The 23063-nt window shown below is 36.7% G+C and carries 19 protein-coding genes; 13 read left to right on the top strand and 6 right to left on the bottom strand.

The window, feature by feature from the left end; genetic code table 11:
* The first annotated feature begins 3 nt into the window (after window positions 1-3).
* Window positions 4-708, top strand: a complete 705-nt coding sequence (gene chbG / locus AABL52_RS01550) for a chitin disaccharide deacetylase (RefSeq protein WP_340421484.1) — start codon at window positions 4-6, stop codon at window positions 706-708.
* 42 nt (window positions 709-750) lie between these two features.
* Here chbG and AABL52_RS01555 read toward each other — a convergent pair whose 3' ends face one another.
* The gene (locus AABL52_RS01555) at window positions 751-1932 is read right to left on the bottom strand and encodes a chromate transporter (RefSeq protein WP_000002747.1); all 1182 of its coding nucleotides are present in this window, start codon (window positions 1930-1932) and stop codon (window positions 751-753) included.
* A 189-nt stretch (window positions 1933-2121) separates the two neighbouring features.
* On the opposite strand from AABL52_RS01555, the gene exsM reads away from it, so the two are divergent.
* Window positions 2122-2535, top strand: a complete 414-nt coding sequence (gene exsM, locus AABL52_RS01560) for an exosporium regulatory protein ExsM (RefSeq protein WP_000207038.1) — start codon at window positions 2122-2124, stop codon at window positions 2533-2535.
* 141 nt (window positions 2536-2676) lie between these two features.
* Here the strand turns inward: exsM and AABL52_RS01565 are convergent, their stop codons facing one another.
* From AABL52_RS01565 to AABL52_RS01575, 3 genes are all read right to left on the bottom strand, one after another.
* Window positions 2677-5352 (bottom strand): sigma 54-interacting transcriptional regulator, encoded by a 2676-nt coding sequence (locus AABL52_RS01565; protein ID WP_000820985.1) that lies wholly within the window; start codon window positions 5350-5352, stop codon window positions 2677-2679.
* Between the two features lie 104 nt (window positions 5353-5456).
* Window positions 5457-6194 (bottom strand): polysaccharide deacetylase family protein, encoded by a 738-nt coding sequence (locus AABL52_RS01570; RefSeq protein WP_000595800.1) that lies wholly within the window; start codon window positions 6192-6194, stop codon window positions 5457-5459.
* A gap of 207 nt (window positions 6195-6401) precedes the next feature.
* Complete coding sequence (locus AABL52_RS01575) at window positions 6402-7475, bottom strand: glycosyltransferase family 4 protein (protein ID WP_000378314.1); 1074 nt, start codon at window positions 7473-7475, stop codon at window positions 6402-6404.
* Window positions 7476-8047: 572 nt separating this feature from the next.
* Between AABL52_RS01575 and AABL52_RS01580 the strand changes: the two genes are divergently transcribed.
* Window positions 8048-9418, top strand: a complete 1371-nt coding sequence (locus AABL52_RS01580; RefSeq protein WP_098258002.1) for a UDP-glucose dehydrogenase family protein — start codon at window positions 8048-8050, stop codon at window positions 9416-9418.
* Window positions 9419-9492: 74 nt separating this feature from the next.
* Window positions 9493-10608 (top strand): non-hydrolyzing UDP-N-acetylglucosamine 2-epimerase, encoded by a 1116-nt coding sequence (wecB, locus tag AABL52_RS01585; RefSeq protein WP_097844748.1) that lies wholly within the window; start codon window positions 9493-9495, stop codon window positions 10606-10608.
* Window positions 10609-10648: 40 nt separating this feature from the next.
* Here wecB and AABL52_RS01590 read toward each other — a convergent pair whose 3' ends face one another.
* Both AABL52_RS01590 and AABL52_RS01595 read right to left on the bottom strand, forming a co-directional pair.
* Window positions 10649-11776 (bottom strand): LCP family protein, encoded by a 1128-nt coding sequence (locus AABL52_RS01590; RefSeq protein ID WP_341518803.1) that lies wholly within the window; start codon window positions 11774-11776, stop codon window positions 10649-10651.
* 74 nt (window positions 11777-11850) lie between these two features.
* Window positions 11851-12486, bottom strand: coding sequence for a YigZ family protein (locus AABL52_RS01595; RefSeq protein WP_000926679.1), 636 nt, complete (start codon window positions 12484-12486; stop codon window positions 11851-11853).
* Window positions 12487-12725: 239 nt separating this feature from the next.
* Here AABL52_RS01595 and AABL52_RS01600 point away from each other — a divergent pair, with 239 nt between their 5' ends.
* From AABL52_RS01600 to prfB, 9 genes are all read left to right on the top strand, one after another.
* Window positions 12726-13568 carry a DegV family protein gene (locus tag AABL52_RS01600; protein WP_000844775.1) on the top strand — a complete coding sequence of 281 codons (843 nt, stop codon included), beginning with the start codon at window positions 12726-12728 and terminating at the stop codon, window positions 13566-13568.
* A 171-nt stretch (window positions 13569-13739) separates the two neighbouring features.
* Entirely contained in the window at window positions 13740-14054 is a 315-nt protein-coding gene (locus AABL52_RS01605) for a winged helix-turn-helix transcriptional regulator (RefSeq protein WP_000400858.1), read from the top strand.
* A 253-nt stretch (window positions 14055-14307) separates the two neighbouring features.
* Window positions 14308-15618 (top strand): NlpC/P60 family protein, encoded by a 1311-nt coding sequence (locus AABL52_RS01610; protein WP_144563952.1) that lies wholly within the window; start codon window positions 14308-14310, stop codon window positions 15616-15618.
* 127 nt (window positions 15619-15745) lie between these two features.
* Window positions 15746-17095, top strand: coding sequence for an ATP-dependent helicase ComFA (gene comFA, locus AABL52_RS01615; protein WP_341518804.1), 1350 nt, complete (start codon window positions 15746-15748; stop codon window positions 17093-17095).
* On the top strand, window positions 17095-17799 hold the full coding sequence (locus AABL52_RS01620; RefSeq protein ID WP_081256977.1) for a ComF family protein: 705 nt from the start codon (window positions 17095-17097) through the stop codon (window positions 17797-17799). The genes comFA and AABL52_RS01620 overlap by 1 nt, the downstream gene beginning before the upstream one ends.
* Before the next feature lie 126 nt (window positions 17800-17925).
* The gene (gene cspC, locus AABL52_RS01625) at window positions 17926-18123 is read left to right on the top strand and encodes a cold shock protein CspC (RefSeq protein ID WP_001990088.1); all 198 of its coding nucleotides are present in this window, start codon (window positions 17926-17928) and stop codon (window positions 18121-18123) included.
* Between the two features lie 320 nt (window positions 18124-18443).
* Window positions 18444-18986 carry a ribosome hibernation-promoting factor, HPF/YfiA family gene (gene hpf / locus AABL52_RS01630; RefSeq protein WP_000671193.1) on the top strand — a complete coding sequence of 181 codons (543 nt, stop codon included), beginning with the start codon at window positions 18444-18446 and terminating at the stop codon, window positions 18984-18986.
* Between the two features lie 274 nt (window positions 18987-19260).
* Window positions 19261-21768, top strand: coding sequence for a preprotein translocase subunit SecA (gene secA, locus AABL52_RS01635; RefSeq protein WP_097844752.1), 2508 nt, complete (start codon window positions 19261-19263; stop codon window positions 21766-21768).
* Window positions 21769-21911: 143 nt separating this feature from the next.
* Window positions 21912-23010, top strand: a protein-coding gene (prfB, locus tag AABL52_RS01640; RefSeq protein ID WP_097844753.1) for a peptide chain release factor 2 whose coding sequence is annotated in 2 segments (ribosomal slippage) — window positions 21912-21983 and window positions 21985-23010 — 1098 coding nt in all. Because the reading frame shifts where the segments join, the coding sequence is not laid out codon by codon here.
* Window positions 23011-23063 lie beyond the last annotated feature (53 nt).

Raw genomic sequence — 23063 nt, forward strand, 5'->3', positions numbered from 1 at the left:
ATGATGATTAAGTTAATTGTAAATGCAGATGATTTCGGTCTTACAGAAGGTACAAATTACGGCATTATTGATGGACATATAAATGGACTGGTAAATTCAACGACAATGATGATGAATATGCCAGGAACAGAGCATGCGGTACGCTTAGCAAAAGAGTATAACCTACTCGGAGTAGGCGTACATCTCGTATTAACAGCAGGAGAACCACTTCTTGGAGATGTACCATCACTTGTAAGTAGCGATGGATTGTTTCATAAACAAAGCGTCGTATGGGAAGGGAAGGTAAATCCAGAAGAAGTGGAGAGAGAATGGACTGCTCAAATTGAGAAATTCTTATCTTATGGATTAAAACCAACGCATTTAGATAGTCATCATCACGTGCATGGGTTGCCCATCTTGCACGATGTTCTTGAGAGGTTAGCGGCTACATATAATGTTCCGATTCGTCGTTGTGAGGAAGAGCGAGCGGTGCGCCCATTTTCAGATGTGTTTTACAGTGATTTTTACGCGGATGGTGTGACGGAAGATTACTTTGTGCAGTTAAAAGAAAGAGTACAAGATGAACAAACGGTAGAAATTATGGTTCATCCAGCTTATATTGATCCAGAGCTTGTGAAGCGTTCTTCTTACGTGATGGATCGTGTGAAAGAATTGCGCATTTTAACAGAGAGCGAGTTACCTGAAGGAATAGAACTTGTGAAGTTTTAATAGAAAAACGACGGCTATATAATGCCGTCGTTTTTTTTGTGCTTACAAGATGGATAGAATATATCCGCCGAAGGCTCCGAGTATAACGATAACCCAAGGTGGTGTTTTCCAAAAAGCGAGCAAGCAAAATAGAAGAGACGCAAAAACAAAATCTATAGCGTTCATAATTGTGCTTGTCCAAATAGGATCATAAAAAGCTGCTAATAAAATACCGACAACAGCTGCATTGACTCCAAGTAGTGCCCCTTGTATGAAAGATATTTTTCTTACACTGTCCCAAAATGGTAAAACACCAATAACGAGTAAGAAAGCAGGAAGAAAGATCGCAATTGTTGCGAGTATGGCTCCAAGCGTCCCGTTTAACACTGCTCCTATATAAGAGGCGAATGTAAATAGTGGACCTGGTACGGCTTGTGTTAATCCGTATCCAGCTAGAAACTGTTCTTTCGTCATCATTCCATTTTGTACGAACTCACCTTCAAGGAGGGGCAGCACGACGTGTCCGCCTCCGAATACAAGTGCACCAGAGCGATAGAAACTATCAAATAAAGCGATGTAATAAGAGAACGGTCTTAATATTGGTAGCAGTAGTAACAGCCCGAAGAATAAGACGAGACAAGAAACTGCTATCTTTTTTGAAATAGGTACTTTTATATGTTGAGATTGGCTAATTGGTTGGTTGCGATATAAAAACCAGCCGATAAAGCCAGATATTATAATGAGGATGACTTGTGTCCAGCTGCTTGGCCATAATAAGGCGATTGCGGCAGTTATAATAGCGATTGTCGCACGATTTCGGTCTGGCGTTAATTTTTGTGCCATTCCCCATATGGCATGAGCAACAATAGCGACTGCTACAAGTTTTAGTCCGTGAATCCAGCCAGCACTTCCAAGATTGAATTGATTAAGGAATGAGGCGAAGAAAACCAAAACAAGCACAGACGGTAAAGTGAATCCAATCCATGAAATAATAGCTCCTAATACCCCGCCTCTTAATAATCCAACCCCCATACCGACTTGACTGCTAGCAGGGCCAGGAAGGAATTGACATAGTGCTACTAAATCTCCATAGCTTCGTTCATCCATCCATTTTCTTTTTTGTACATATTCGTGGTGGAAATAGCCGAGATGGGCGACAGGACCACCAAATGAAGTAAGTCCTAATTTAAATGAGACGAGAAAAATCTCTAATAATGTTTGAAAAGTGTATTTGTTATTTGCCAAAATGACCTCCTAGAATGCTTTCCTAAGTGCATTATACAAGAGGTAGTAAAGAAAAAGGAACGATTCTAATGTAAAGATTATGTGAATCTTTTCTTCGTAATTAAAACTTGAAAAAGTCATAAATGATTATGTATAAACCATAAAGTAGTAGAAGTAGTGCTGGGAAATTTATATAAGGAGAATGCCCGTATGACAACACATTTCTTTGCGAGGTTAACAGGCAAGAGGGAAATACCTCCTGTAAATACAGAAGCTTATGGTGTAACAGAGTTCATATTTAGTGGTGATTTAAAGAAATTGCAATATCGGGTCATATTGAAAAACATCGAAAAAGTTACATCATGCCAAATTCATTTAGGGAAAACGGATCAAATTGGTCCAGTTGTTTTAAATTTGTTTGGTCCGCTAAAGCAAGGTATTAGTGTAAATGAAGGAGTCGTGACTGGTGTAGTCAATGTGGATGATTTTGAAGGGCCTTTACAGGGAAGAGCGTTTGATAGCTTACTGCAAGAAATCATTGAGGCGAATGTATATGTAAATGTTTATACGAAGTCCAATAAGAAGGGCGAAATCAGGGGGAGAATCAGGAAAGTAAAGAAGTAGAAAAAAGGCTGTCCATATTTTGGAACAGCCTTTTCTGCTATAAGGTGCAAATTTTAGCGATTTTTGCCTGTAAATCGATTTATCTGGAAAATCGCTGATATAATCCGCGTTGCGGTCGATATAGTTAAACAACTGCCTCGATTAATTTTTTACAGGCTGATTTTTAATGAAGAAGTCCATAACATAAAACACTTCGTCATCAGGTATTTGTATTTCAAATGTATTTTCAATCGGTTGCAATGCTTTTTTCACTTTCATATACATCCAGTACTCATCTTGTCTGCGTTTCTCTTTATCTGGATGAGGGAGGAGGCTTTCTCCTTTTTGAAGACGGTCAACCATACAGCTCATATGCAGGATCACACCCATTAAGCTGTCAGGAGTTAGCTGTAAGGAAATCAATTCTTGAATTGTATTTAATGCGTAACGAATTGTTTTAATAAGTAATGCTCCGTCGTTCCGCTGCATTTGTTGTTCCAGAATATCAGCCATTTTTGCATATGTTTCTTCATACGTAATTAATTCTTGAATTGGCTGAATTGCTGTGTAGTTTACAATGTCTTGGAAATGATATGTTAAGCATGGCACTTGCACATCGAAATTTGTGACGATACAAATGATATTCCGCTCTTTTTTTATGTTCTCAATCATTTTCGTTAAATCTTTTTCATGGACGATACTAATCGGAATAATTTCAATTAAGTCTTTGTCAAATCGCAAATAGTTCTCTAACATTTTTTGAATAGCTAAAGCGCTGCCTTCCCCAGTTAAACAAGCTGTCAAAATAACAGATTTCATTGGTGATAGTGGCTTTTTCTTTTCTTCTTGTACGTTTAAGTAAAACGGTGTTAAGTTCTTCACTGTTTCATATAATGCATCTAACGAGTAGCCAAGCTGTGCTTTTCGAGCTGCTTCTAGTGCATGTGGAGTGCTCGTCATGGAAAGAACACGTACCGGAATTTTGAACTCAGTTTCTAATATATCCCCAATATAAGCAAGCGAGCCCATATCAACGAGTAAGAGAAGTCCATTTACATTTTGGAGTGTTTTCATATACACTTTCACACGCTCTAAGAAATCTTTCGGCGATTCATGTAACGGCATATCAATACCGGTTACTTCCTCAATGCCGAGAAGTTCGTTTGCGACGTTTGCCATTTCTGTTGCGATGCCGTTACCGTGCGCTAATATTAATACTTTTACTTCTGTTTGTGAGGCAGGAATTGGATCAACAACGAAGAACATTGTTAAAAAGCCTGCTTCATCAATAGGCATTGTTATTTGTAATTCGTCCTCCAGTAGTTGAATGCATTGCATAGCTACGGAAAAAGCTTCTTTGTATTTCGTACGAATTTGATTTAATTGTGGGTGATGAATTTGTTTCCCAGCTTGCAAACGTTGTAGAGTTGTCTGTACATGTAAACTTAAAGCGAGAAATACTTTTTCATCAAACGTCTTAGATAAATGCTTCTCAGCAAGTACCGCAATTTTTTCACAAACGGAAACGATATTACGATCCACAATTTTAAAAACATTTTCATGACTTGTCTTTTTTGATATTTGGTTAAAATATTGTACGAAAAAGCTTTGAATATCATTTTCTATTAGTAATTCTAATTCTTCCTCTTCAATACCGCGAGCTTGAAGTTCTTCGTATTTATAATCAATATAATCGTATATAGAAGACTGTTTTTCATTCTCTATTTTATGATTACTCCAACCTTCATTACCTGTAAATACAAATGTTTCATTTGGTATTTGGTATAGATGACGGCTCTTTCTTTCAATGAATAGCCCTTCTTTCATATACCAAGGTAAATCTGTACTTGAAACATAAACAGAATCACGTTTCTTTGTCACAAAGTCAGAATAGGCTTTCGCACAGGCAATTTGTACATCCGTTTTTAATTGCCCGATGTTATTGGGACAATTATAAAAGACGAAGGCACGCATTGTATTCGGGCTAACGTGAATTTCTTTTCGTAGGCGTATCGCTTCATTTGTGAAAAATAGTTGTAGTAAAGCAAAGCGTTCTTTATGTGTACGCTCACGAAGTGGTGGCAGCGTAACGGTCATCGGTATACGTCTTGTAAATGTTTTTAATAAAAATGAATTCGGTTCTTCTGTTGTTGCAGTAATGATTAATACTTGTGCTTTACGCTCGTTTTCTGTTTCTCCAAGGCGGCGGTATACCCCGCGGTCAATAAAGGTGAAAAGCATTTCTTGTCCCTCTGGAGGAAGACGATGTACTTCATCTAAGAAGAGGATCCCTTCATGTGCTTTTTCAATTAACCCTTTTTGATCACTTGCCCCTGTATAAGCTCCTTTTTTAATCCCAAATAACTGCCCCAGTAGTAGCTGTGGATTATTTGCGTAATCAGCACAGTTAAAGACGATAAATGGTGCATTTTTAGGAAGCTGTTCAACTTCAATTGCATATTCGTGCATTAAAGAAGCGAACATAGATTTTCCGACTCCTGTTTCTCCTAGCAGTAAAGTATGCATACCGTTTGGAGGATAGAGAATAGAAGCTTTCGCTTTTTCGATTGCGATTTTAAGGCTTGTATTTTCAATTGCAAATGTATCTAATGAAGTCATTTCCTTTGAATGCGTTTCCAACGAAGCGTTCGTTTCTATATAAAAACGAACAGGACGCGTATTTGTTTTTAATAAACGTTTATCTTTTACAAGTTTGTTTAAGTCGCTACTTACATTGGCGCGATCTAGCTGCAATAGGGTAGCGAGTTCTGATGCGGTTACACCTTCTGTATAATTTCCTTCTTGCATTGCGTTAAAAATGAGATCTATTCGTTTCATTTCTATTCACCTCGAAACTTCATCACTATTTAAAATTTTACACAAAAATGGGAAGGGTGGGAAGAGAAAAATAAAACAGCTTTAGCATATAGGCACTAAAGCTGTTACAATCTTGTGTCTTTCCAAAAGTTCACTTCGAGGTGAGAAGATGGATTATAGGGAAGAAGTTTGTATCCTTGTGACTGTAAGTAATCAATTACTTTGGGCAGTATTTGTACGGTTACACTCGAATCATGCATTAAAATTACTTCGACTTGTTCATCGCTCTGATTACGTACTCTTTCTAGTATGGCTGAAGGATTGTCATAGCTTTTCCAATCGTATGTATCGATTGTCCAATCCCACATTTTATATTGGGCGGATACAAGTGCATCACGGTAATTCTTTTTTAAGTAAGGCATGCTACCATACGGGACACGAACGAGATGTGTATTTAATTTTGTAACTTGTTGAACAATGGTTTGTGTTTGTTCCATTTCTGTAATTAAAGCAGATGGATCACCAGTATAAAGGCGTTTTACATCGTGTGACATACTGTGAAGTCCGATATAATGCCCGTCTTTAATTAATCGTTGCATTGTTTTTTTATAATGTGGCACTTTTCCACCAATAACAAAGAAAGTTGCTTTTCCGTTCTTTTCTTTTAAGATGTTTAAAATTTGCGTAGTATATTTGTTTGGTCCGTCATCAAATGTTAAGTACGCGATTTTTTTGATAGGAGAGGTAGTTTCAGTATTTGGATGATGTTCAGCAGGAATCATTGTAGTCGCTCCTGCATGAGATGACGCGTACATAGTAATTGTTAAAAATAAAATAATGTATTGAAATATTCGCTTGATCATAACATTCACCCTCAGTTTGACAATCAAGATGTAAAAAAGAAAATATAATCCTTTTCTTATTATGTATATCTTTCTCCAATAGTGGGACTCTCAAACAAACTATATTTTGGAAATATGAAATGAGGAGTAAAAAATAAAAAATAGCATCCTCTTATAAGAAAGAGGATACTATTTGAATATTTCATAATAGTAAAGGCTATACTACAATTAGTCTTCGCGTTTTTTCACTTTTTTATAAAAGGAAATAAGTGGTTTGTAACGTTCATGTACAAGCCCAATTACTTCAGCAATAATCTCTGTAAAGAAGATTAAAACGAAAAGAAGAATAATGGATAACCATAATGTCGCACTAGAGAAAATGATTGCATTTACACTAAAGAAAATACCGAATGCGTATATAATTAGTACCGTTTTACGATGAGAGAAGCCCATTGCAAGTAAACGGTGATGTAAATGCGATTTATCTGGTGCTGAAATAGGTTTTTTATTTACGATACGGCGGATAATTGCAAATGTCGTATCAAATACAGGTACGCCTAAAATGATAACTGGAACGATAAAGCTGAATAACGTTACACTTTTGTATAATCCAAGTAACGATATAACAGAAATACAGTATCCTAAAAATAGTGCGCCTGTATCTCCCATGAAAATTTTTGCTGGATGGAAGTTGTAGAATAAAAATCCAATTGTACTTGCTAATGTAATTAATGCTAGTGGTAAAATAATAGCGGCTCCAGTGCCCCATGGGCTAGTGAAGGCCATATATGCTAGCGTTGCAAGTACGATAGATGAAATACCAGCAGATAACCCATCTAAGCCATCAATTAAGTTGATTGCATTTGTAATACCTACAATCCAAAATACTGTAATTGGATAAGCAAGCCATCCAAGTTCAGTATCCCCGAGGATTGGAATATATAATACTTGCACTAATAATCCACTTTTTACAATCATCATGGCAACTAATAGTTGTCCACCGAATTTTACCTTCGCAGATAACTCGTACATATCATCTAAAATACCGATGATTACAATGATAATCGCACCTAGCGTGATCGATAACATTCTTTGTTCATATAAGCCGCCAACAACAAATCCTACAGCTACACCAATAAATATCGCTAATCCGCCAAGACGAGGCATGATCTTTTGGTGTACTTTACGCGCGTTTGGCTTATCTGTTGCTCCTATTTTAAAAGCTAACTTAATAACTAAAGGAGTAACGACGAGTACAGTGATGAAAGATGCCAAAATGGCATAAATCACTTGTGAGTCCATTAATACCCCACCCTTTTATAGTCTAACGTAATTTTTTTAAAATGTATTTATCTGAAAATTATGATGTTTATTTACAGGCTCATAACATATGGTATCACAAAAAGATTAGAATTCAATCTTTTTTTCTTTGTACGGCAAATGGAAGCGGATAGAATATATGACAATTGTATACAGAATGTTGAATCGTTTGAGAAGGTTAATCGTATTGTACTTTAGAATATGACATTGTCTCTGTTTCTTCGATAATGAATATTTTTATTTCAGTATTATAAGTGTTACACGTAGAAATGAGTAAATCCCGTGTTAAAATATGGGAATTTATCTGCATGAACGGGCAGTAGGGCTTCCACATCAAAATTTAGTTGAGAACCTTAATTCCTGTAAAATCTCGATTGGTTTAATTAATCATTAGTGGAGGATGGATGCCCCCAACTAAATAAATTTTCATTTTATATTCTTGCATGCAATTTTACAAAAACTTAAAAAAGAATGGAAAAAGTAATTCATATAATAAAGAAGTAAAAGAGTTTTCTCATTTTTAATGTGAGAGGGGGAAGCACAGGGGAAATTCTATGTATTCGTATATTTTCTATTGCATATTCCTGTGCGAAAAGGAAATGGAAATTACGATAATAGGTACCGGATACGTTGGATTGATTACAGGAGTAGGGTTAGCAATGTTAGGCCATTCAGTCACATGTTTTGATATAAATGATGAGAAAATTGAACGGATAAAACAAGGGGATCTGCCTATTTATGAAGCAGGTTTATATGAATTAATAAATGATGCGTGTGAGAATGATTGTTTAACTTTTACAACAAGTAGGGTAAAAGCATTTTGCGATGCAGAATTTATATTTATTGCAGTTGGAACGCCATCTTTATTAGATGGGACAGCGGATTTAACATATATTCGAAGTGCTTGTAATGATATCGGAACATATGCGACGAACGACATTATTGTCGTTACGAAAAGTACGGTTCCTGTAGGTACAAATGATGTGATGAGAGGATGGATTGAAGAGAAATTACAGAACAGATATGAATTACATATCGTATCGAATCCAGAATTTTTACGGGAAGGTTCAGGGATTTACGATTTCTTTCAGGGAGATCGTATTGTAATTGGAGCAGATAATGAGGAAGCAGCACGGAAAGTGGAGAATTTGTATAGTGAATTACGCTTAAAAACGTATGTTACAGATATAAAAAGTGCAGAGATGATTAAATATGCATCGAATGCTTTTTTAGCGACAAAAATTAGTTTTATCAATGAAATTTCAAATATATGTGAGAAGGTAGGAGCCAATGTATTAGACGTTGCACAAGGGATGGGAATGGATAAGAGAATTGGGGCGTCTTTTTTAAATGCGGGCATTGGTTATGGGGGATCGTGTTTTCCGAAAGATACGAAAGCCCTTGTGCAAATTGCAGGGAATGTGGCACATGATTTTCGCTTGTTAAAAGCAGTCATTGAAGTCAATAATAAACAACAGTTGTTATTGATTGAGAAAGCGAAGAAAGTATTAAATATGAACAAGAAACGGATTGCGGTGCTGGGAGCGGCATTTAAACCGAATACGGATGATATAAGGGACGCACCGTCTCTTATTATGATACAAGAATTAATTCATATAGGTGCGGACGTAGTTCTATATGACCCGAAGGCGATACCAAATATGAAAAACATCTTTGGAGAGACTATACAATATAGCGAATGTATAGATGAATCGATTAGAGGAGCGAGTGCGGCTTTTATCATGACAGAATGGGAGGCTATCCGAGCTTATCCGTTAGAAAAGTACGCACAACTTATGAGAGAGCCTATTTTATTAGATGGAAGAAATTGTTATACTATTGAGGATGTCAAGAAGCAAGAGATAGATTATTATTCGGTTGGAAGAGAAAGTATTTGTAAGAGGGACTTTTCCGTTATTCGTTAAAAAGGCATGTATTCATGTATATTCTTATATGTCATAATAGAATTTGTAACTAGTGAAAGAAAAGAGGCAATGAAATGACTGAACGTTTAAAAGTAATGACAATTTTCGGGACACGTCCAGAAGCAATTAAAATGGCACCTCTTGTGTTAGAGTTGCAAAAGCATCCAGAAAAAATTGAATCGATTGTGACTGTAACAGCACAACATCGTCAAATGTTAGACCAAGTATTAAGTATCTTTGGAATTACGCCAGATTTCGATTTGAATATTATGAAAGACCGCCAAACTTTAATTGATATTACAACGCGTGGTTTAGAAGGTTTGGATAAAGTAATGAAAGAAGCAAAGCCGGATATTGTACTTGTACATGGTGATACAACGACAACATTTATCGCAAGTTTAGCTGCTTTCTATAATCAAATTCCAGTAGGTCATGTTGAAGCAGGACTTCGTACATGGGATAAATATTCTCCATACCCAGAAGAGATGAATCGCCAACTAACAGGTGTAATGGCAGACCTTCATTTCTCACCTACAGCAAAATCAGCAACGAACTTACAGAAAGAAAATAAAGATGAGTCACGCATTTTCATCACTGGAAATACAGCAATTGACGCATTAAAAACGACTGTAAAAGAAACATATAGTCATCCTGTATTAGAGAAACTTGGAAGCGATCGTCTTGTACTTATGACAGCTCACCGTCGTGAAAACTTAGGAGAGCCAATGCGTAATATGTTCCGTGCAATTAAACGTCTTGTTGATAAGCATGAAGACGTACAAGTTGTGTATCCGGTTCATATGAACCCAGTTGTTCGTGAAACAGCGAATGACATTCTAGGCGATCATAGCCGCATTCATTTAATTGAGCCGCTAGATGTAATTGATTTCCACAATGTTGCAGCTCGTTCATACTTAATGTTAACTGATTCTGGTGGTGTACAAGAAGAAGCGCCGTCATTAGGTGTACCGGTTCTTGTTCTTCGTGATACAACGGAGCGCCCAGAAGGTATTGAAGCAGGTACATTGAAATTAGCAGGAACAGACGAAGAGACAATCTTTGGTCTTGCTGATGAATTGTTATCAGATAAAGAAGCTCATGATAAGATGTCAAAAGCATCTAATCCTTACGGTGATGGCCGTGCGTCAGAGCGTATTGTAGAAGCAATTTTACAACACTTTAATAAGTAAATAAAAAAGAGCCAAATCATATGCGATTTGGCTCTTTTTGTTATTGCTGATTTCTCATAATCCACTCTGCATGAGCATTCGTAGAAGGAGGTGGCTCAGTTGGTGTTTTGTTCTGATTCGTTTCTTTCTTTGCTTTTTCGCCAGGGTTAGAATTTGAAGAAGAAGTTGATTCGGTTTTTGTAGTTGGATTTTCTTGAGTGTTTGCTGTTTCGCCTAATTCTTTTTTAATTTCGTTACGTACTGTCTCTACACCGATTGGATCTGGAAGGAAGTAATAAATACCACCTATTTTTTTGTCTTCTCCTTCAAGTTTGAACGTTTGTATTGTAGAAGGATCAAACCCAGATATTTTATTGTAAAGGGCAAGTCCGTCAGAAATAGGAATGTCAGTTTTTATATATTTCCCAACGACTGCCGTTAAATCTTTAATTTTAAATACGGTAGAGGCTGAATTTAGTTTTTGAGCAACTGCTGCTAGTAATTGTCTTTGTCTAGCGGCCCGACCGTAATCGCCGTTTGGATCCTGCTTTCGCATACGTACGTATGCAAGTGCTTCTTCTCCATTTAAGTCTTGTTGTCCTTGTTTAAATTCGATTTTTTTGTAATAATCCACGTCCGAACGCTCCCAAAAATCGAATGGGACATCAACGGTAACACCGCCAACAGCATCAACAATACCTTTAAAGCCTTGGAAATCAATTTTAATATAATGGTCTACAGGAACTTTTAGAAAACCTTCGACAGTTTTGATTGCCATTTCTTCTCCACCGTAAGCATGCGCAGCGTTAATTTTGTCCTCTTTGTTCTTGCCAACAATTGGAACGCGACTATCGCGAGGGATACTCATAAGCGAAATCTTTTTAGTTTTAGGATTGACTGTCGCAAACATTAATGAATCTGTACGACCGTTTTGACCGTCCGTTGCATAATCTTCTATACCCATAATGAGGAGTGTGAAAGGCTCCTTTGTAATTTCTACATCTTCGGTTCTCAAGTCCGATTTTTGACGAGTAAAACCACTATACATCCCCATGAGAGAAGTGTAGGAATTTAATATATAAAGTCCTACACCACCAAATAAAAATACGAAAATAAGGAAGTAGAAAAACTTTCTTCTTCGTTTCTTTTTTATTCTGCTATTTTGGAGATGATAATAACGTTCTTCCATATATAATCTCCTTAGTTCATTTGTAGGGAAGTAATTCACTACATTAATCTTTAGAGGTGATAGTATAGTTATTCTTAGATAATATTTTGTTCTAAGTACAACATATCTCCTTCTGTAATTGTACATTTCCCATTTGTTAATTCAATCATCCAATCTGTGAATGCTTGTTTTCCGTCTTCTTCTACATACGTATCAAATGTGACATTTTCGAGATAATGTATATCTTTAATGGCATATTTCGAATTACGTAATTCATTTTCAATTTTGCCAAGTAATGTGTAATCAATTTCGGTCTGCATAACACGCATTAGTTTTCGCTGAACGACACCAACATGATTAATACCCTCACTTGTACATTTTCCATATGCGCGAATTAATCCACCTGCGCCCAGTTTGATGCCGCCAAAATAGCGAGTAACGACAACGACGGTATCTTTTAAACCGCGTTTTTTTAGTACCTCTAACATAGGTACGCCAGCTGTACCGCTAGGTTCTCCATCATCATTTGCTTTTTGGATTTGATCTTGTTCGCCAATCAAATACGCAGAACAATTATGTGTGGCATTCCAATTTTGTTTTTTTATTTTGTGTATAAATTCTTGAGCCTCTTCTTCGGTTGTAGCTCTGCTAACATAACAAATAAATCTTGATTTTTGAATGACAATTTCGTGCTCACCGTAGTCTTTGATTGTTAAATATTGTAATAACACTCGTATACGCCCCTATCTACCAAAATGACTAGTACTTTACATTTTAAAAGCGAGCGTTTTTATATTCAAACATTTTTTATAAATAAGCTGAGATTTTTGGTGAGTATTTTACCTTTTTGTTGTAATTTGTCGAGATGGTGAGTATAATTTCAAATCGGCATTTTCATGTATGGATGCACCATTTTTAGTTTTCGTGTAAACTTAGGGAATAAAAACTTTTTTATAAGGCAGGTACGCAAATGAAAACAGCTATTGTTACTGATAGTACAGCATATATACCGAAGCATATTCGTGATGAACTCAATATATATATGATTCCATTAAACGTTGTGTTTGGAACGGAATCTTATCAAGAAGAAGCTGAAATTTCAGTAGATGATTTCTATGTAAAAGTACGTGAGCAAGAAGAACTTCCGAAAACTTCTCAGCCAGCAATCGGAAAGTTTGTTGAGTTATTTGAAGAGCTATCTAAGGATTATGATGCGGTTATTAGCATTCATCTTTCAAGTGGGATTAGTGGTACATATCAAACGGCAACGACAGCCGGGCAAATGGTAGAGGGTATTGATGTATATACGTACGATTCTGAAATTAGTTGTGAAGTACAAGGATTCTATGTGCGTGAAGGTGCAAAATTAGCAAGCGAAGGAAAGGATCCGAAAGAGATCGTTGCCCGTTTTGATGAAATGAAGAAAACGATGGACGCTTATTTTGTAGTAGATGATTTACATCATTTACAACGTGGAGGACGATTAAATAGTGCGCAAGCCTTCATTGGTAGTTTGTTACAAGTGAAACCCGTTTTATATTTTAGAGATAAAATCATTATTCCATTTGAAAAGATTCGTACACGTAAAAAAGCGTTAAAACGAATTGTTGAAATTTTTGATGAGCAAGCAAGTCAAGGTGTACCTATGGAAGCAGTTATCATTCATGCACAACGTGAAGAGGAAGCGAATGAATGGAAGGCAGAATTAGAAGCAAAATATCCTCATGTCACAATCCGCACAGGTTATTTCGGTGCTGTAATTGGTACGCATTTAGGTGAAGGTGCACTAGGTCTTGGGTGGTATACGAAGTAATAAGATATAAAAAGCTCTCTTTTTAAGAGGGTTTTTTTACGGATATTTTACGTGTAGTTGACAAGTTAATATTTGGAAATGTTAAAATGTACGTAAAATAAAATAACGAGGAAAGTTTTATAACTTACTTTTTACAAGAAACTATATTATAATAGAAGAGAGGTGAAACATATGGAGCATAATTCTTGTTTATGTCCAAAGTTTGAGTCAGCTTTTACTTTGCTTAGTAAAAAATGGACTGGCTTAATTATTAAATCTTTGCTTGAAGAGTCAAAACGTTTTAGAGAAATTGCAGATATTATACCGAATATGAGCGATCGTATGTTATCAGAGCGTCTAAAGGAATTGGAAAGCGAAGGCATTGTAGTTCGTAATGTTTATCCAGAAGTACCAGTTCGAATCGAGTACGGCTTAACTGAAAAAGGGAAAGCATTAGAAAGTGTTATGGATGAAGTCCAAAATTGGGCTGAGAAATGGATGAAATAACGTTTTGATTTCATTCATATTAGTGTATTGTAACAAAACGTAAGGGAAACCTTGCGTTTTTTCTTTGCTTATAAAAAGCTTTTAAAATTCTACACGTATATACAAAAATATGCATATTTTGCGATAGAGTTACATATAATATTACATTTGTTTTACAATAGCGTAACATTAGCAAAAAAAATCCCGAATTATGGTATAAATTTTATAGGTTATATACGGAAAAAAGACAAAAGAAAGCGGTGTAAAAAATAAAATGAAAAAGCTAAAAATGGCATCTTGCGCATTAGTTGCAGGGTTAATGTTTTCAGGACTAACACCAAATGTATTTGCAGAAGATAAAATTTCTGACGTGAAATCACAAATTAATACACAAAATGACACTTTACATAAACAACAACAAGAACGTGATGTATTACAAAAGCAAATGAATGACTTAAACAAAACAATTCAAGGTTTGGATAAATCTGTTCAAGAGAATGCTTCAAAACTTGATGAAACAACGAAAAAAGTTGCGGATACTGAGCGATTAATCGAAAATAAAAATAAAGATATTGCAGAACTACAAACGAAAATTGCAAAACGTGAAGAGTTATTAAGAAAACGTTTAGTTGCACTTCAAGAACAACCAAACACAAATGTTGTAACAGAAGTTCTTGTAAACTCTAAAAATGTTGCAGATTTAGTTGATCGTTTAACGTCTGTTTCTAAAATTCTTGAGTCTGACGAAGATATCATGAAAACACAACAAGAAGATCAAGCGAACGTGAAAAAAGATGTTGAAACGGTAAAAACAAAGCAAAAAGAATTAAAAGAAGCCCAAGCTCAAATTGAAACTGCTAAGAAAGAACTTGACGCTGAAAAAGCGAAAAAATCAACAGCAGTAAATGATTTAAGCGGTAAAATGGATACAGTTGTAACTTCAATGACAAGTACGGAGAGTCAATTGAAAGATCTTGAAAAACAAGCACTGCAATTACAACGTATTGCTGAACAAGAAGCACAAGAAAAAGCTGCACAAGAAGCTGCTGCTCAAAAACAAGCAGAACAAGCTGCTAAAGATGCGCAAGCGCCTACAGCACAAGCACCTGCAGCACAAACTGCACCAGCAAATAATGGTGGACAAGCTCAAAAAGAGGAACCTAAAAAAGAAGAGCCTAAAAAAGAAGCACCTAAAACAGAAAAGAAAACACCAGAGCAAAACCCAGCACCAACTCCGCCGGCTCCTGGCGTAATTGGTAAAGCGCAAAGCTACTTAGGTTTACCATATGTTTGGGGAAGTGCATCTCCATCAAACGGTGGTTTTGACTGTAGTGGATTCATTTCTTACATCTTCGGCGTAGGTCGTCAAGATGTTGCAGGTTACTGGAACTCAGTTTCTAAAGTAAGTAGCCCACAACCTGGAGATTTAGTATTCTTCCAAGGTACTTATAAACCAGGTCCATCTCACATCGGTATTTACGTTGGTAATGGCCAAATGATTCATGCTGGTGATAAAGGGATTGCATACTCTAGCTTAAGTAGTAGTTATAACCAAAAACATTTCTTAGGATACGGTCGATTCTAGGATTTATAAACGAATAAAACATGTGTATAAAGTCGATAGCTTACTATTTTATAAGTAGGTTATCGGCTTTTTTGAGTTTTTACGAGATCATGAGAAAGGTTTATAGTAGTGCTGGAGGTGGTTGCTGATGCTTGCTGGAAAACAGTTGCTATTAGAAGAACTTTCTTCAAATTTACGGAGAGAATTAAGTGATTTGAAAAGGAAGGGAGAGGTCGTATGTGTACAAGGTATAACAAAAAAGGCTTCTAAATATATATGTCAGCGCTGCGGAAATATAGAGCAACGGCTATTTGCATCATTTTTATGTAATAGGTGCAGTGAAGTGTGCACGTATTGTCGGAAGTGTATAACGATGGGGAGGGTAAGTGAATGTGCTGTACTCGTTCGTGGAATCGCTGAAAGAAAAGGAGAAAAAGGTTTAAATTCGTTACAGTGGAACGGGGCCTTGTCTACTGGTCAGGAGTTGGCGGCGCAAGGTGTTATAGAAGCTATTAAGAAGAAAGACTCTTTTTTTATTTGGGCTGTGTGCGGGGCTGGAAAAACTGAAATGCTATTTTACGGTATTGCAGAGGCACTTCAAAAAGGAGAAAGAGTTTGTATCGCAACACCAAGAACAGATGTTGTACTGGAATTAGCACCGAGATTACAAGAAGTGTTTCCGCATATAAATGTAGCTGCTTTATACGGAGGGAGTGTAGACCGGGAAAAAGATGCAGCGTTAGTCGTTGCAACGACGCATCAATTGTTACGTTACTATAGAGCATTTCATGTCATGATTGTAGATGAGATAGATGCTTTTCCGTATCATGCGGATCAAATGTTACAGTATGCAGTACAACAAGCGATGAAAGAGAAAGCAGCGCGTATTTATTTAACTGCAACTCCAGATGAAAAGTGGAAGCGTAATTTCAGAAGGGGTAAACAAAAAGGTGTCATTATCTCTGGGCGATATCATCGTTATCCGTTGCCAGTTCCTCTATTTTGCTGGTGCGGAAATTGGAAGAAAAGCCTCCATCATAAAAAAATCCCTCGAGTTTTACTACAATGGTTAGAAATGTACGTAAACAAAAAACATCCCATTTTTTTATTTGTTCCTCATGTGCGATATATAGAAGAATTGAGCCTGATATTGAAAACGCTGGATCCTAGAATCGATGGTGTACATGCAGAAGATCCGATGAGAAAAGAAAAAGTAGCAGCTTTCAGAAAGGGAGAAATTCCGTTATTAGTTACGACGACAATTTTAGAGAGAGGAGTAACTGTGAAGAATTTACAAGTTGCGGTGTTAGGGGCAGAAGAAGAAATCTTTTCGGAAAGTGCACTCGTACAAATTGCAGGCCGAGCAGGTCGTAGTTTTGAAGAACCTTATGGCGAGGTTGTTTATTTTCATTGCGGTAAGACAGAGGCGATGGTACGCGCGAAAAGGCATATTCAAAGTATGAACAAAAAGGCGAAAGAACAAGGATTAATCGATTAATGCATTGTCTACTTTGCGATGAGTATATGTTGGAAACAGTTAGTTGGTACACCTTCTTTGTAAAGTCTCACAAAAAATATATATGTGATAGGTGTGAGCGGAAACTTTCCTATATTATAGGAGAGATTTGCATGGAGTGTGGGCGACCTTTAGAGGACTTGACTTCTGAATATAAAAAAAATGATATTTGTGTGGATTGCATAAGGTGGATAAAAGAGGAGAAGTATCGTCCTTTTAAAAATCGTTCTTTGCACGTGTACGATGATGAGATGAAAGAAATATTAGCACAGTTTAAGTTTCGGGGAGATGCGGAGTTAGTTCATATTTTTTATCGATCCTTTCGAGAGCTATTTCAAAAGCATTTTACGAGCGTTTCAAGTGTTATTGCTGTTCCGCTTAGTAGGGAACGGGAATATGAACGTGGTTTTAATCAGGCAGAGTTATTAGCAGCATGTTTACCTGTCAAAATTTCTTATCCCTCCTTAAGAAGAAGGGAAACAGAAAAGCAAAGTAAGAAGACACGTAAAGAAAGGCTTTCGGGAAGTAATCCTTTTTATTTTCAGGGAGAAGATATGTTTCATGATCAACATATCTTACTCGTTGATGATGTATATACGACAGGAATTACAGTTAGACAAATTGGAAGTCTTTTATACGATAGAGGAGCAAGGGAAGTTTCTAGTTTGACGCTTTGTAGAAGTTGATCTGTAACTGTCGAAAGGGATAATAAAAAGACGATAAGTCTCCTTTGACTTCGTAAGTTGTCATTCGTTATAGTCAAAGTATGGGGCGAATGCCCTGATTTTTAGAGTGAAGGGAATGGAATGAACATGCAAGGAAGAGTGAAATGGTTCAATGCAGAAAAGGGATTTGGGTTTATTGAGCGTGAAGATGGTGATGATGTGTTTGTTCATTTTTCTGCTATTCAACAAGATGGATATAAGTCATTAGAAGAAGGGCAACAAGTTGAGTTTGACATTGTAGATGGAGCACGTGGACCACAAGCAGCTAATGTTGTAAAACTGTAGAAATATTGTTTTTGGGAAGAGAAAGCTGCGTTTGTGGCAACGTTATATATATGGTAGAACCTCTTGTTTTTTACAAGGGGTTTTTGTTATGAATCAAGTTGTCAAAAAGTTGTTTCTTTTCTGTAACGAATTGTCCACAGTTATATTCGTTATTCACGATGTTAATAGGATAAAATAAAGGTAGAAACGATGCATCTTTTCATTTCAACAAAAAACGATAAAAAAATCGCAATTCCACTAATTTTTTTAAAAAAGTTAGAAGGAATTTTTAAGCCAATGTCGAAATTATAGTACATAGGCTTGAAAGGAGGAATTCATCTATGAAATTCAACATTCGTGGTGAAAATATTGAAGTAACTCCAGCATTAAAGGAATATGTAGAGAAAAAACTAAGTAAGTTAGAACGTTATTTTGATACATTCCCAGAGATTAAAGTTAATTTAAAAGTATACTCTGACAAGCAACGTGTCGAGGTAACAATTCCATTTACTGATTTATTACTTCGTGCAGAAGAAACTAATAGCGATATGTACGCTGCTATTGATTTAGTAGTTGATAAACTTGAGCGACAAATTCGTAAACATAAAACAAAGGTAAATCGTAAGTTACGTGAGAAAGGTTCTGTGAAAACGAACTTTATCCTTCCAGAAGCAGTAGCTGTTCTGGATGCGGTAGAAGAGGATGAACTAGAACTTGTACGTACAAAACGATTTGATTTAAAACCGATGGACGTTGAAGAAGCGATCCTACAAATGGATATGCTAGGACATAATTTCTTCGTCTTCACAAATGCTGATACAAATGAAACTAACGTTGTATATGGCCGTAAAGATGGGAAATACGGTTTAATCGAAACTAAATAATAATTCAAAAGCGCAGCCGAAATGGCTGCGCTTTTTTTGCTGAAAATAGATTTTTTTTAAAAGTTTTCTTAATTTAGAACGAGACATTCGGCCGATTGTTGTCATAGTTATAAGACAAGTGTTACAATTATCATTAGGTATATACATTTTAGTTTTTTTAATTAGGAGAAAAATTGGCATAACATACATTTGATTTTTATAACGACTGATTGTAATAGAAAAAGAAAAAACAATCGGAAGTTTTATTTTAATAAAAAAGAGGAGCGTATTTCCTATGATCGGTATTTTAAAAAAGGTATTTGATGTAAATCAACGCCAAATTAAACGTATGCAGAAGACAGTTGAGCAAATTGATGCATTAGAATCATCTATTAAGCCACTAACAGATGAACAATTAAAAGGAAAGACGCTTGAATTCAAAGAACGTCTAACAAAAGGTGAGACAGTAGATGATCTACTTCCAGAAGCTTTTGCGGTTGTTCGCGAAGCTGCGACTCGTGTTCTTGGAATGCGTCCGTATGGCGTGCAGTTAATGGGTGGTATTGCCTTACATGAAGGGAATATCTCTGAGATGAAAACGGGTGAAGGTAAAACGTTAACATCTACATTACCTGTATATTTAAATGCTTTAACAGGAAAAGGTGTTCACGTTGTTACAGTCAATGAATACTTAGCACAACGTGATGCGAGCGAAATGGGACAACTTCATGAGTTCCTTGGCTTAACAGTAGGAATTAACTTAAACAGTATGTCACGCGAAGAGAAACAAGAGGCTTATGCTGCTGATATTACGTATAGCACAAATAATGAGCTTGGATTCGATTACTTACGTGACAACATGGTTTTATATAGAGAACAGTGCGTTCAGCGTCCACTTCATTTTGCTATTATCGATGAAGTCGATTCTATTTTAGTCGATGAAGCACGTACGCCGCTTATTATTTCGGGACAAGCTCAAAAATCAACAGAGCTATACATGTTCGCAAATGCATTCGTTCGTACGTTAGAAAATGAAAAAGAGTATTCATTTGATGTGAAAACGAAAAATGTAATGTTAACTGAAGATGGTATTACGAAAGCAGAGAAAGCTTTCCATATTGAAAACTTATTCGATTTAAAACATGTCGCACTTCTTCACCATATTAATCAGGCGCTTCGTGCACACGTTGTCATGCACCTTGATACAGATTATGTTGTACAAGAAGGCGAAATCGTAATTGTAGACCAATTCACTGGTCGTCTTATGAAAGGTCGTCGTTATAGCGAAGGTTTGCACCAAGCTATTGAAGCAAAAGAAGGCGTAGAAATTCAAAATGAAAGTATGACACTCGCAACAATTACGTTCCAGAACTATTTCCGTATGTATGAAAAGTTATCTGGTATGACTGGTACAGCGAAAACGGAAGAAGAAGAATTCCGTAGTATTTACAATATGAATGTTATCGTAATTCCAACGAACAAAGAGATTATTCGTGATGATCGTGCTGATTTAATCTTCAAATCAATGGAAGGCAAATTCAATGCAGTTGTTGAGGATATTGTAAATCGTCATAAACAAGGGCAACCTATTCTTGTTGGTACAGTTGCAATTGAAACGTCAGAGCTTATTTCAAAAATGTTAACACGTAAAGGTGTACGCCATAACATTTTAAACGCGAAAAACCATGCGCGAGAAGCAGATATCATTGCAGAAGCTGGTATGAAAGGTGCTGTAACGATTGCGACGAATATGGCTGGTCGTGGTACGGATATTAAGCTTGGAGACGATATTAAAAACGTTGGTCTAGCAGTTATCGGTACAGAGCGTCACGAAAGCCGTCGTATTGATAATCAGTTACGTGGTCGTGCTGGTCGTCAAGGGGACCCTGGTGTAACGCAGTTCTACTTGTCTATGGAAGATGAACTAATGCGCCGCTTCGGTTCTGACAATATGAAAGCGATGATGGATCGTCTTGGTATGGATGATTCACAGCCGATTGAAAGTAAAATGGTTTCTCGTGCGGTAGAATCTGCACAAAAACGTGTAGAAGGAAATAACTATGATGCACGTAAGCAGTTACTGCAGTACGATGATGTACTTCGTCAGCAACGTGAAGTTATTTACAAACAGCGTCAAGAAGTAATGGATTCTGAGAACTTACGCAGTATTATTGAAGGTATGATGAAATCTACAGTAGAACGTGCTGTTGCGCTTCATACACAAGAGGAAATTGAAGAGGATTGGAACATTAAAGGTCTTGTTGACTACTTAAATACAAACCTTCTGCAAGAAGGCGATATAAAAGAGGAAGAGTTACGTCGTCTTGCTCCAGAGGAAATGAGCGAGCCAATTATCGCGAAATTAATAGAGCGTTACAACGACAAAGAAAAGCTTCTGCCAGAAGAGCAAATGCGTGAGTTTGAAAAAGTTGTTGTATTCCGTGTAGTAGATACGAAATGGACAGAGCATATTGATGCGATGGATCACCTTCGTGAAGGTATTCATTTACGTGCTTACGGTCAAATTGATCCACTTCGTGAGTATCAAATGGAAGGATTCGCAATGTTTGAGTCAATGATTGCTTCTATTGAAGAGGAAATCTCTCGTTACATTATGAAAGCTGAAATTGAACAAAACTTAGAGCGTCAAGAAGTTGTTCAAGGTGAAGCTGTTCATCCATCTAGTGATGGCGAAGAGGCGAAGAAAAAACCAGTTGTAAAAGGTGACCAAGTAGGCCGCAACGATTTATGTAAATGTGGTAGCGGTAAAAAATATAAAAACTGCTGTGGTATCGGGAAGTAATACAGGGCGGTAGCCCAGATTGCTTTGCAAAATTTTACATCAAAAATGTATAATTAAGAAAGATTAAACTCTCTCCGTCATAAGTGGAGAGAGTTTCCCTTGTTTTCATAAGAAGTAACAGCAATTACATAGAGGTGAAGGAAATGGAATTAGTAGAAATTAGACAAGAATTAGAGAAAATGGCTAAGAGATTAGCGGCTTTTAGGGGGTCTCTTTGACCTTCCTACTAAGGAAAAACAAATTGCAGAATTAGAAGAGACAATGATGGGTGCAGGATTTTGGGATGACCAACAAGGCGCACAAGCTGTAATTAACGAAGCTAATGCACTGAAAGAGATGGTTGGAAAGTTCCGTCAGTTAGATGAGACATTCGAAAATTTAGAAATCACGCATGAGCTTTTAAAAGAAGAGTATGATGAAGATTTACATGAGGAGCTTGAATCAGAAGTGAAAGGCTTAATTCAAGAAATGAATGAGTATGAGCTTCAGTTACTACTAAGCGATCCTTATGATAAAAATAACGCTATTTTAGAATTACACCCAGGTGCTGGTGGAACAGAGTCACAAGACTGGGGTTCTATGCTACTACGTATGTACACACGTTGGGCTGAAAAACGTGGATTTAAAGTAGAAACGGTTGACTACTTACCAGGTGATGAAGCTGGTATTAAGAGTGTTACTTTATTAATTAAAGGTCATAACGCTTACGGTTACTTGAAAGCAGAGAAAGGTGTACATCGTCTTGTGCGTATTTCACCATTCGATTCTTCAGGCCGTCGTCATACATCGTTCGTATCTTGTGAAGTTGTACCTGAGTTCAATGATGAAGTTGAAATCGAAATACGTTCAGAGGACTTAAAAATTGATACGTACCGTGCAAGTGGTGCAGGTGGACAGCATATTAATACGACAGACTCAGCAGTTCGTATTACACATACACCTACAAACACAGTTGTAACGTGTCAGTCAGAGCGTTCACAAATTAAAAACCGTGAGCACGCGATGAAAATGTTAAAAGCGAAATTATACCAAAAGAAATTAGAAGAGCAACAAGCGGAGTTAGATGAAATTCGCGGTGAACAAAAAGAAATCGGATGGGGTAGCCAAATTCGTTCTTACGTATTCCACCCGTATTCTCTTGTGAAAGACCACCGTACAAATACAGAGATTGGTAACGTGCAAGCAGTTATGGATGGAGAAATTGATCCATTTATTGATGCTTACTTACGTTCTCGCATCTAATAAAGTTGAACCAATCGGGCTTTTACGGGCAGTTGATTCCACACCTAACTTCT

It is taken from the genome of Bacillus paramobilis (genome assembly GCF_038096195.1).
GTDB classification, from domain to species: domain Bacteria; phylum Bacillota; class Bacilli; order Bacillales; family Bacillaceae_G; genus Bacillus_A; species Bacillus_A mobilis.

Excerpts from the sequence above, each read along its gene's own strand:
- chbG (WP_340421484.1), top strand. The coding sequence starts at position 4 with ATGATTAAGTTAATTGTAAATGCAGATGATTTCGGTCTTACAGAAGGT.
- exsM (WP_000207038.1), top strand. The coding sequence starts at position 2,122 with ATGACAACACATTTCTTTGCGAGGTTAACAGGCAAGAGGGAAATACCT.
- AABL52_RS01565 (WP_000820985.1), bottom strand. The coding sequence starts at position 5,352 with ATGAAACGAATAGATCTCATTTTTAACGCAATGCAAGAAGGAAATTAT.
- AABL52_RS01570 (WP_000595800.1), bottom strand. The coding sequence starts at position 6,194 with ATGATCAAGCGAATATTTCAATACATTATTTTATTTTTAACAATTACT.
- AABL52_RS01575 (WP_000378314.1), bottom strand. The coding sequence starts at position 7,475 with ATGGACTCACAAGTGATTTATGCCATTTTGGCATCTTTCATCACTGTA.
- AABL52_RS01580 (WP_098258002.1), top strand. The coding sequence starts at position 8,048 with ATGTATTCGTATATTTTCTATTGCATATTCCTGTGCGAAAAGGAAATG.
- wecB (WP_097844748.1), top strand. The coding sequence starts at position 9,493 with ATGACTGAACGTTTAAAAGTAATGACAATTTTCGGGACACGTCCAGAA.
- AABL52_RS01590 (WP_341518803.1), bottom strand. The coding sequence starts at position 11,776 with ATGGAAGAACGTTATTATCATCTCCAAAATAGCAGAATAAAAAAGAAA.
- AABL52_RS01600 (WP_000844775.1), top strand. The coding sequence starts at position 12,726 with ATGAAAACAGCTATTGTTACTGATAGTACAGCATATATACCGAAGCAT.
- AABL52_RS01605 (WP_000400858.1), top strand. The coding sequence starts at position 13,740 with ATGGAGCATAATTCTTGTTTATGTCCAAAGTTTGAGTCAGCTTTTACT.
- AABL52_RS01610 (WP_144563952.1), top strand. The coding sequence starts at position 14,308 with ATGAAAAAGCTAAAAATGGCATCTTGCGCATTAGTTGCAGGGTTAATG.
- comFA (WP_341518804.1), top strand. The coding sequence starts at position 15,746 with ATGCTTGCTGGAAAACAGTTGCTATTAGAAGAACTTTCTTCAAATTTA.
- AABL52_RS01620 (WP_081256977.1), top strand. The coding sequence starts at position 17,095 with ATGCATTGTCTACTTTGCGATGAGTATATGTTGGAAACAGTTAGTTGG.
- cspC (WP_001990088.1), top strand. The coding sequence starts at position 17,926 with ATGCAAGGAAGAGTGAAATGGTTCAATGCAGAAAAGGGATTTGGGTTT.
- hpf (WP_000671193.1), top strand. The coding sequence starts at position 18,444 with ATGAAATTCAACATTCGTGGTGAAAATATTGAAGTAACTCCAGCATTA.
- secA (WP_097844752.1), top strand. The coding sequence starts at position 19,261 with ATGATCGGTATTTTAAAAAAGGTATTTGATGTAAATCAACGCCAAATT.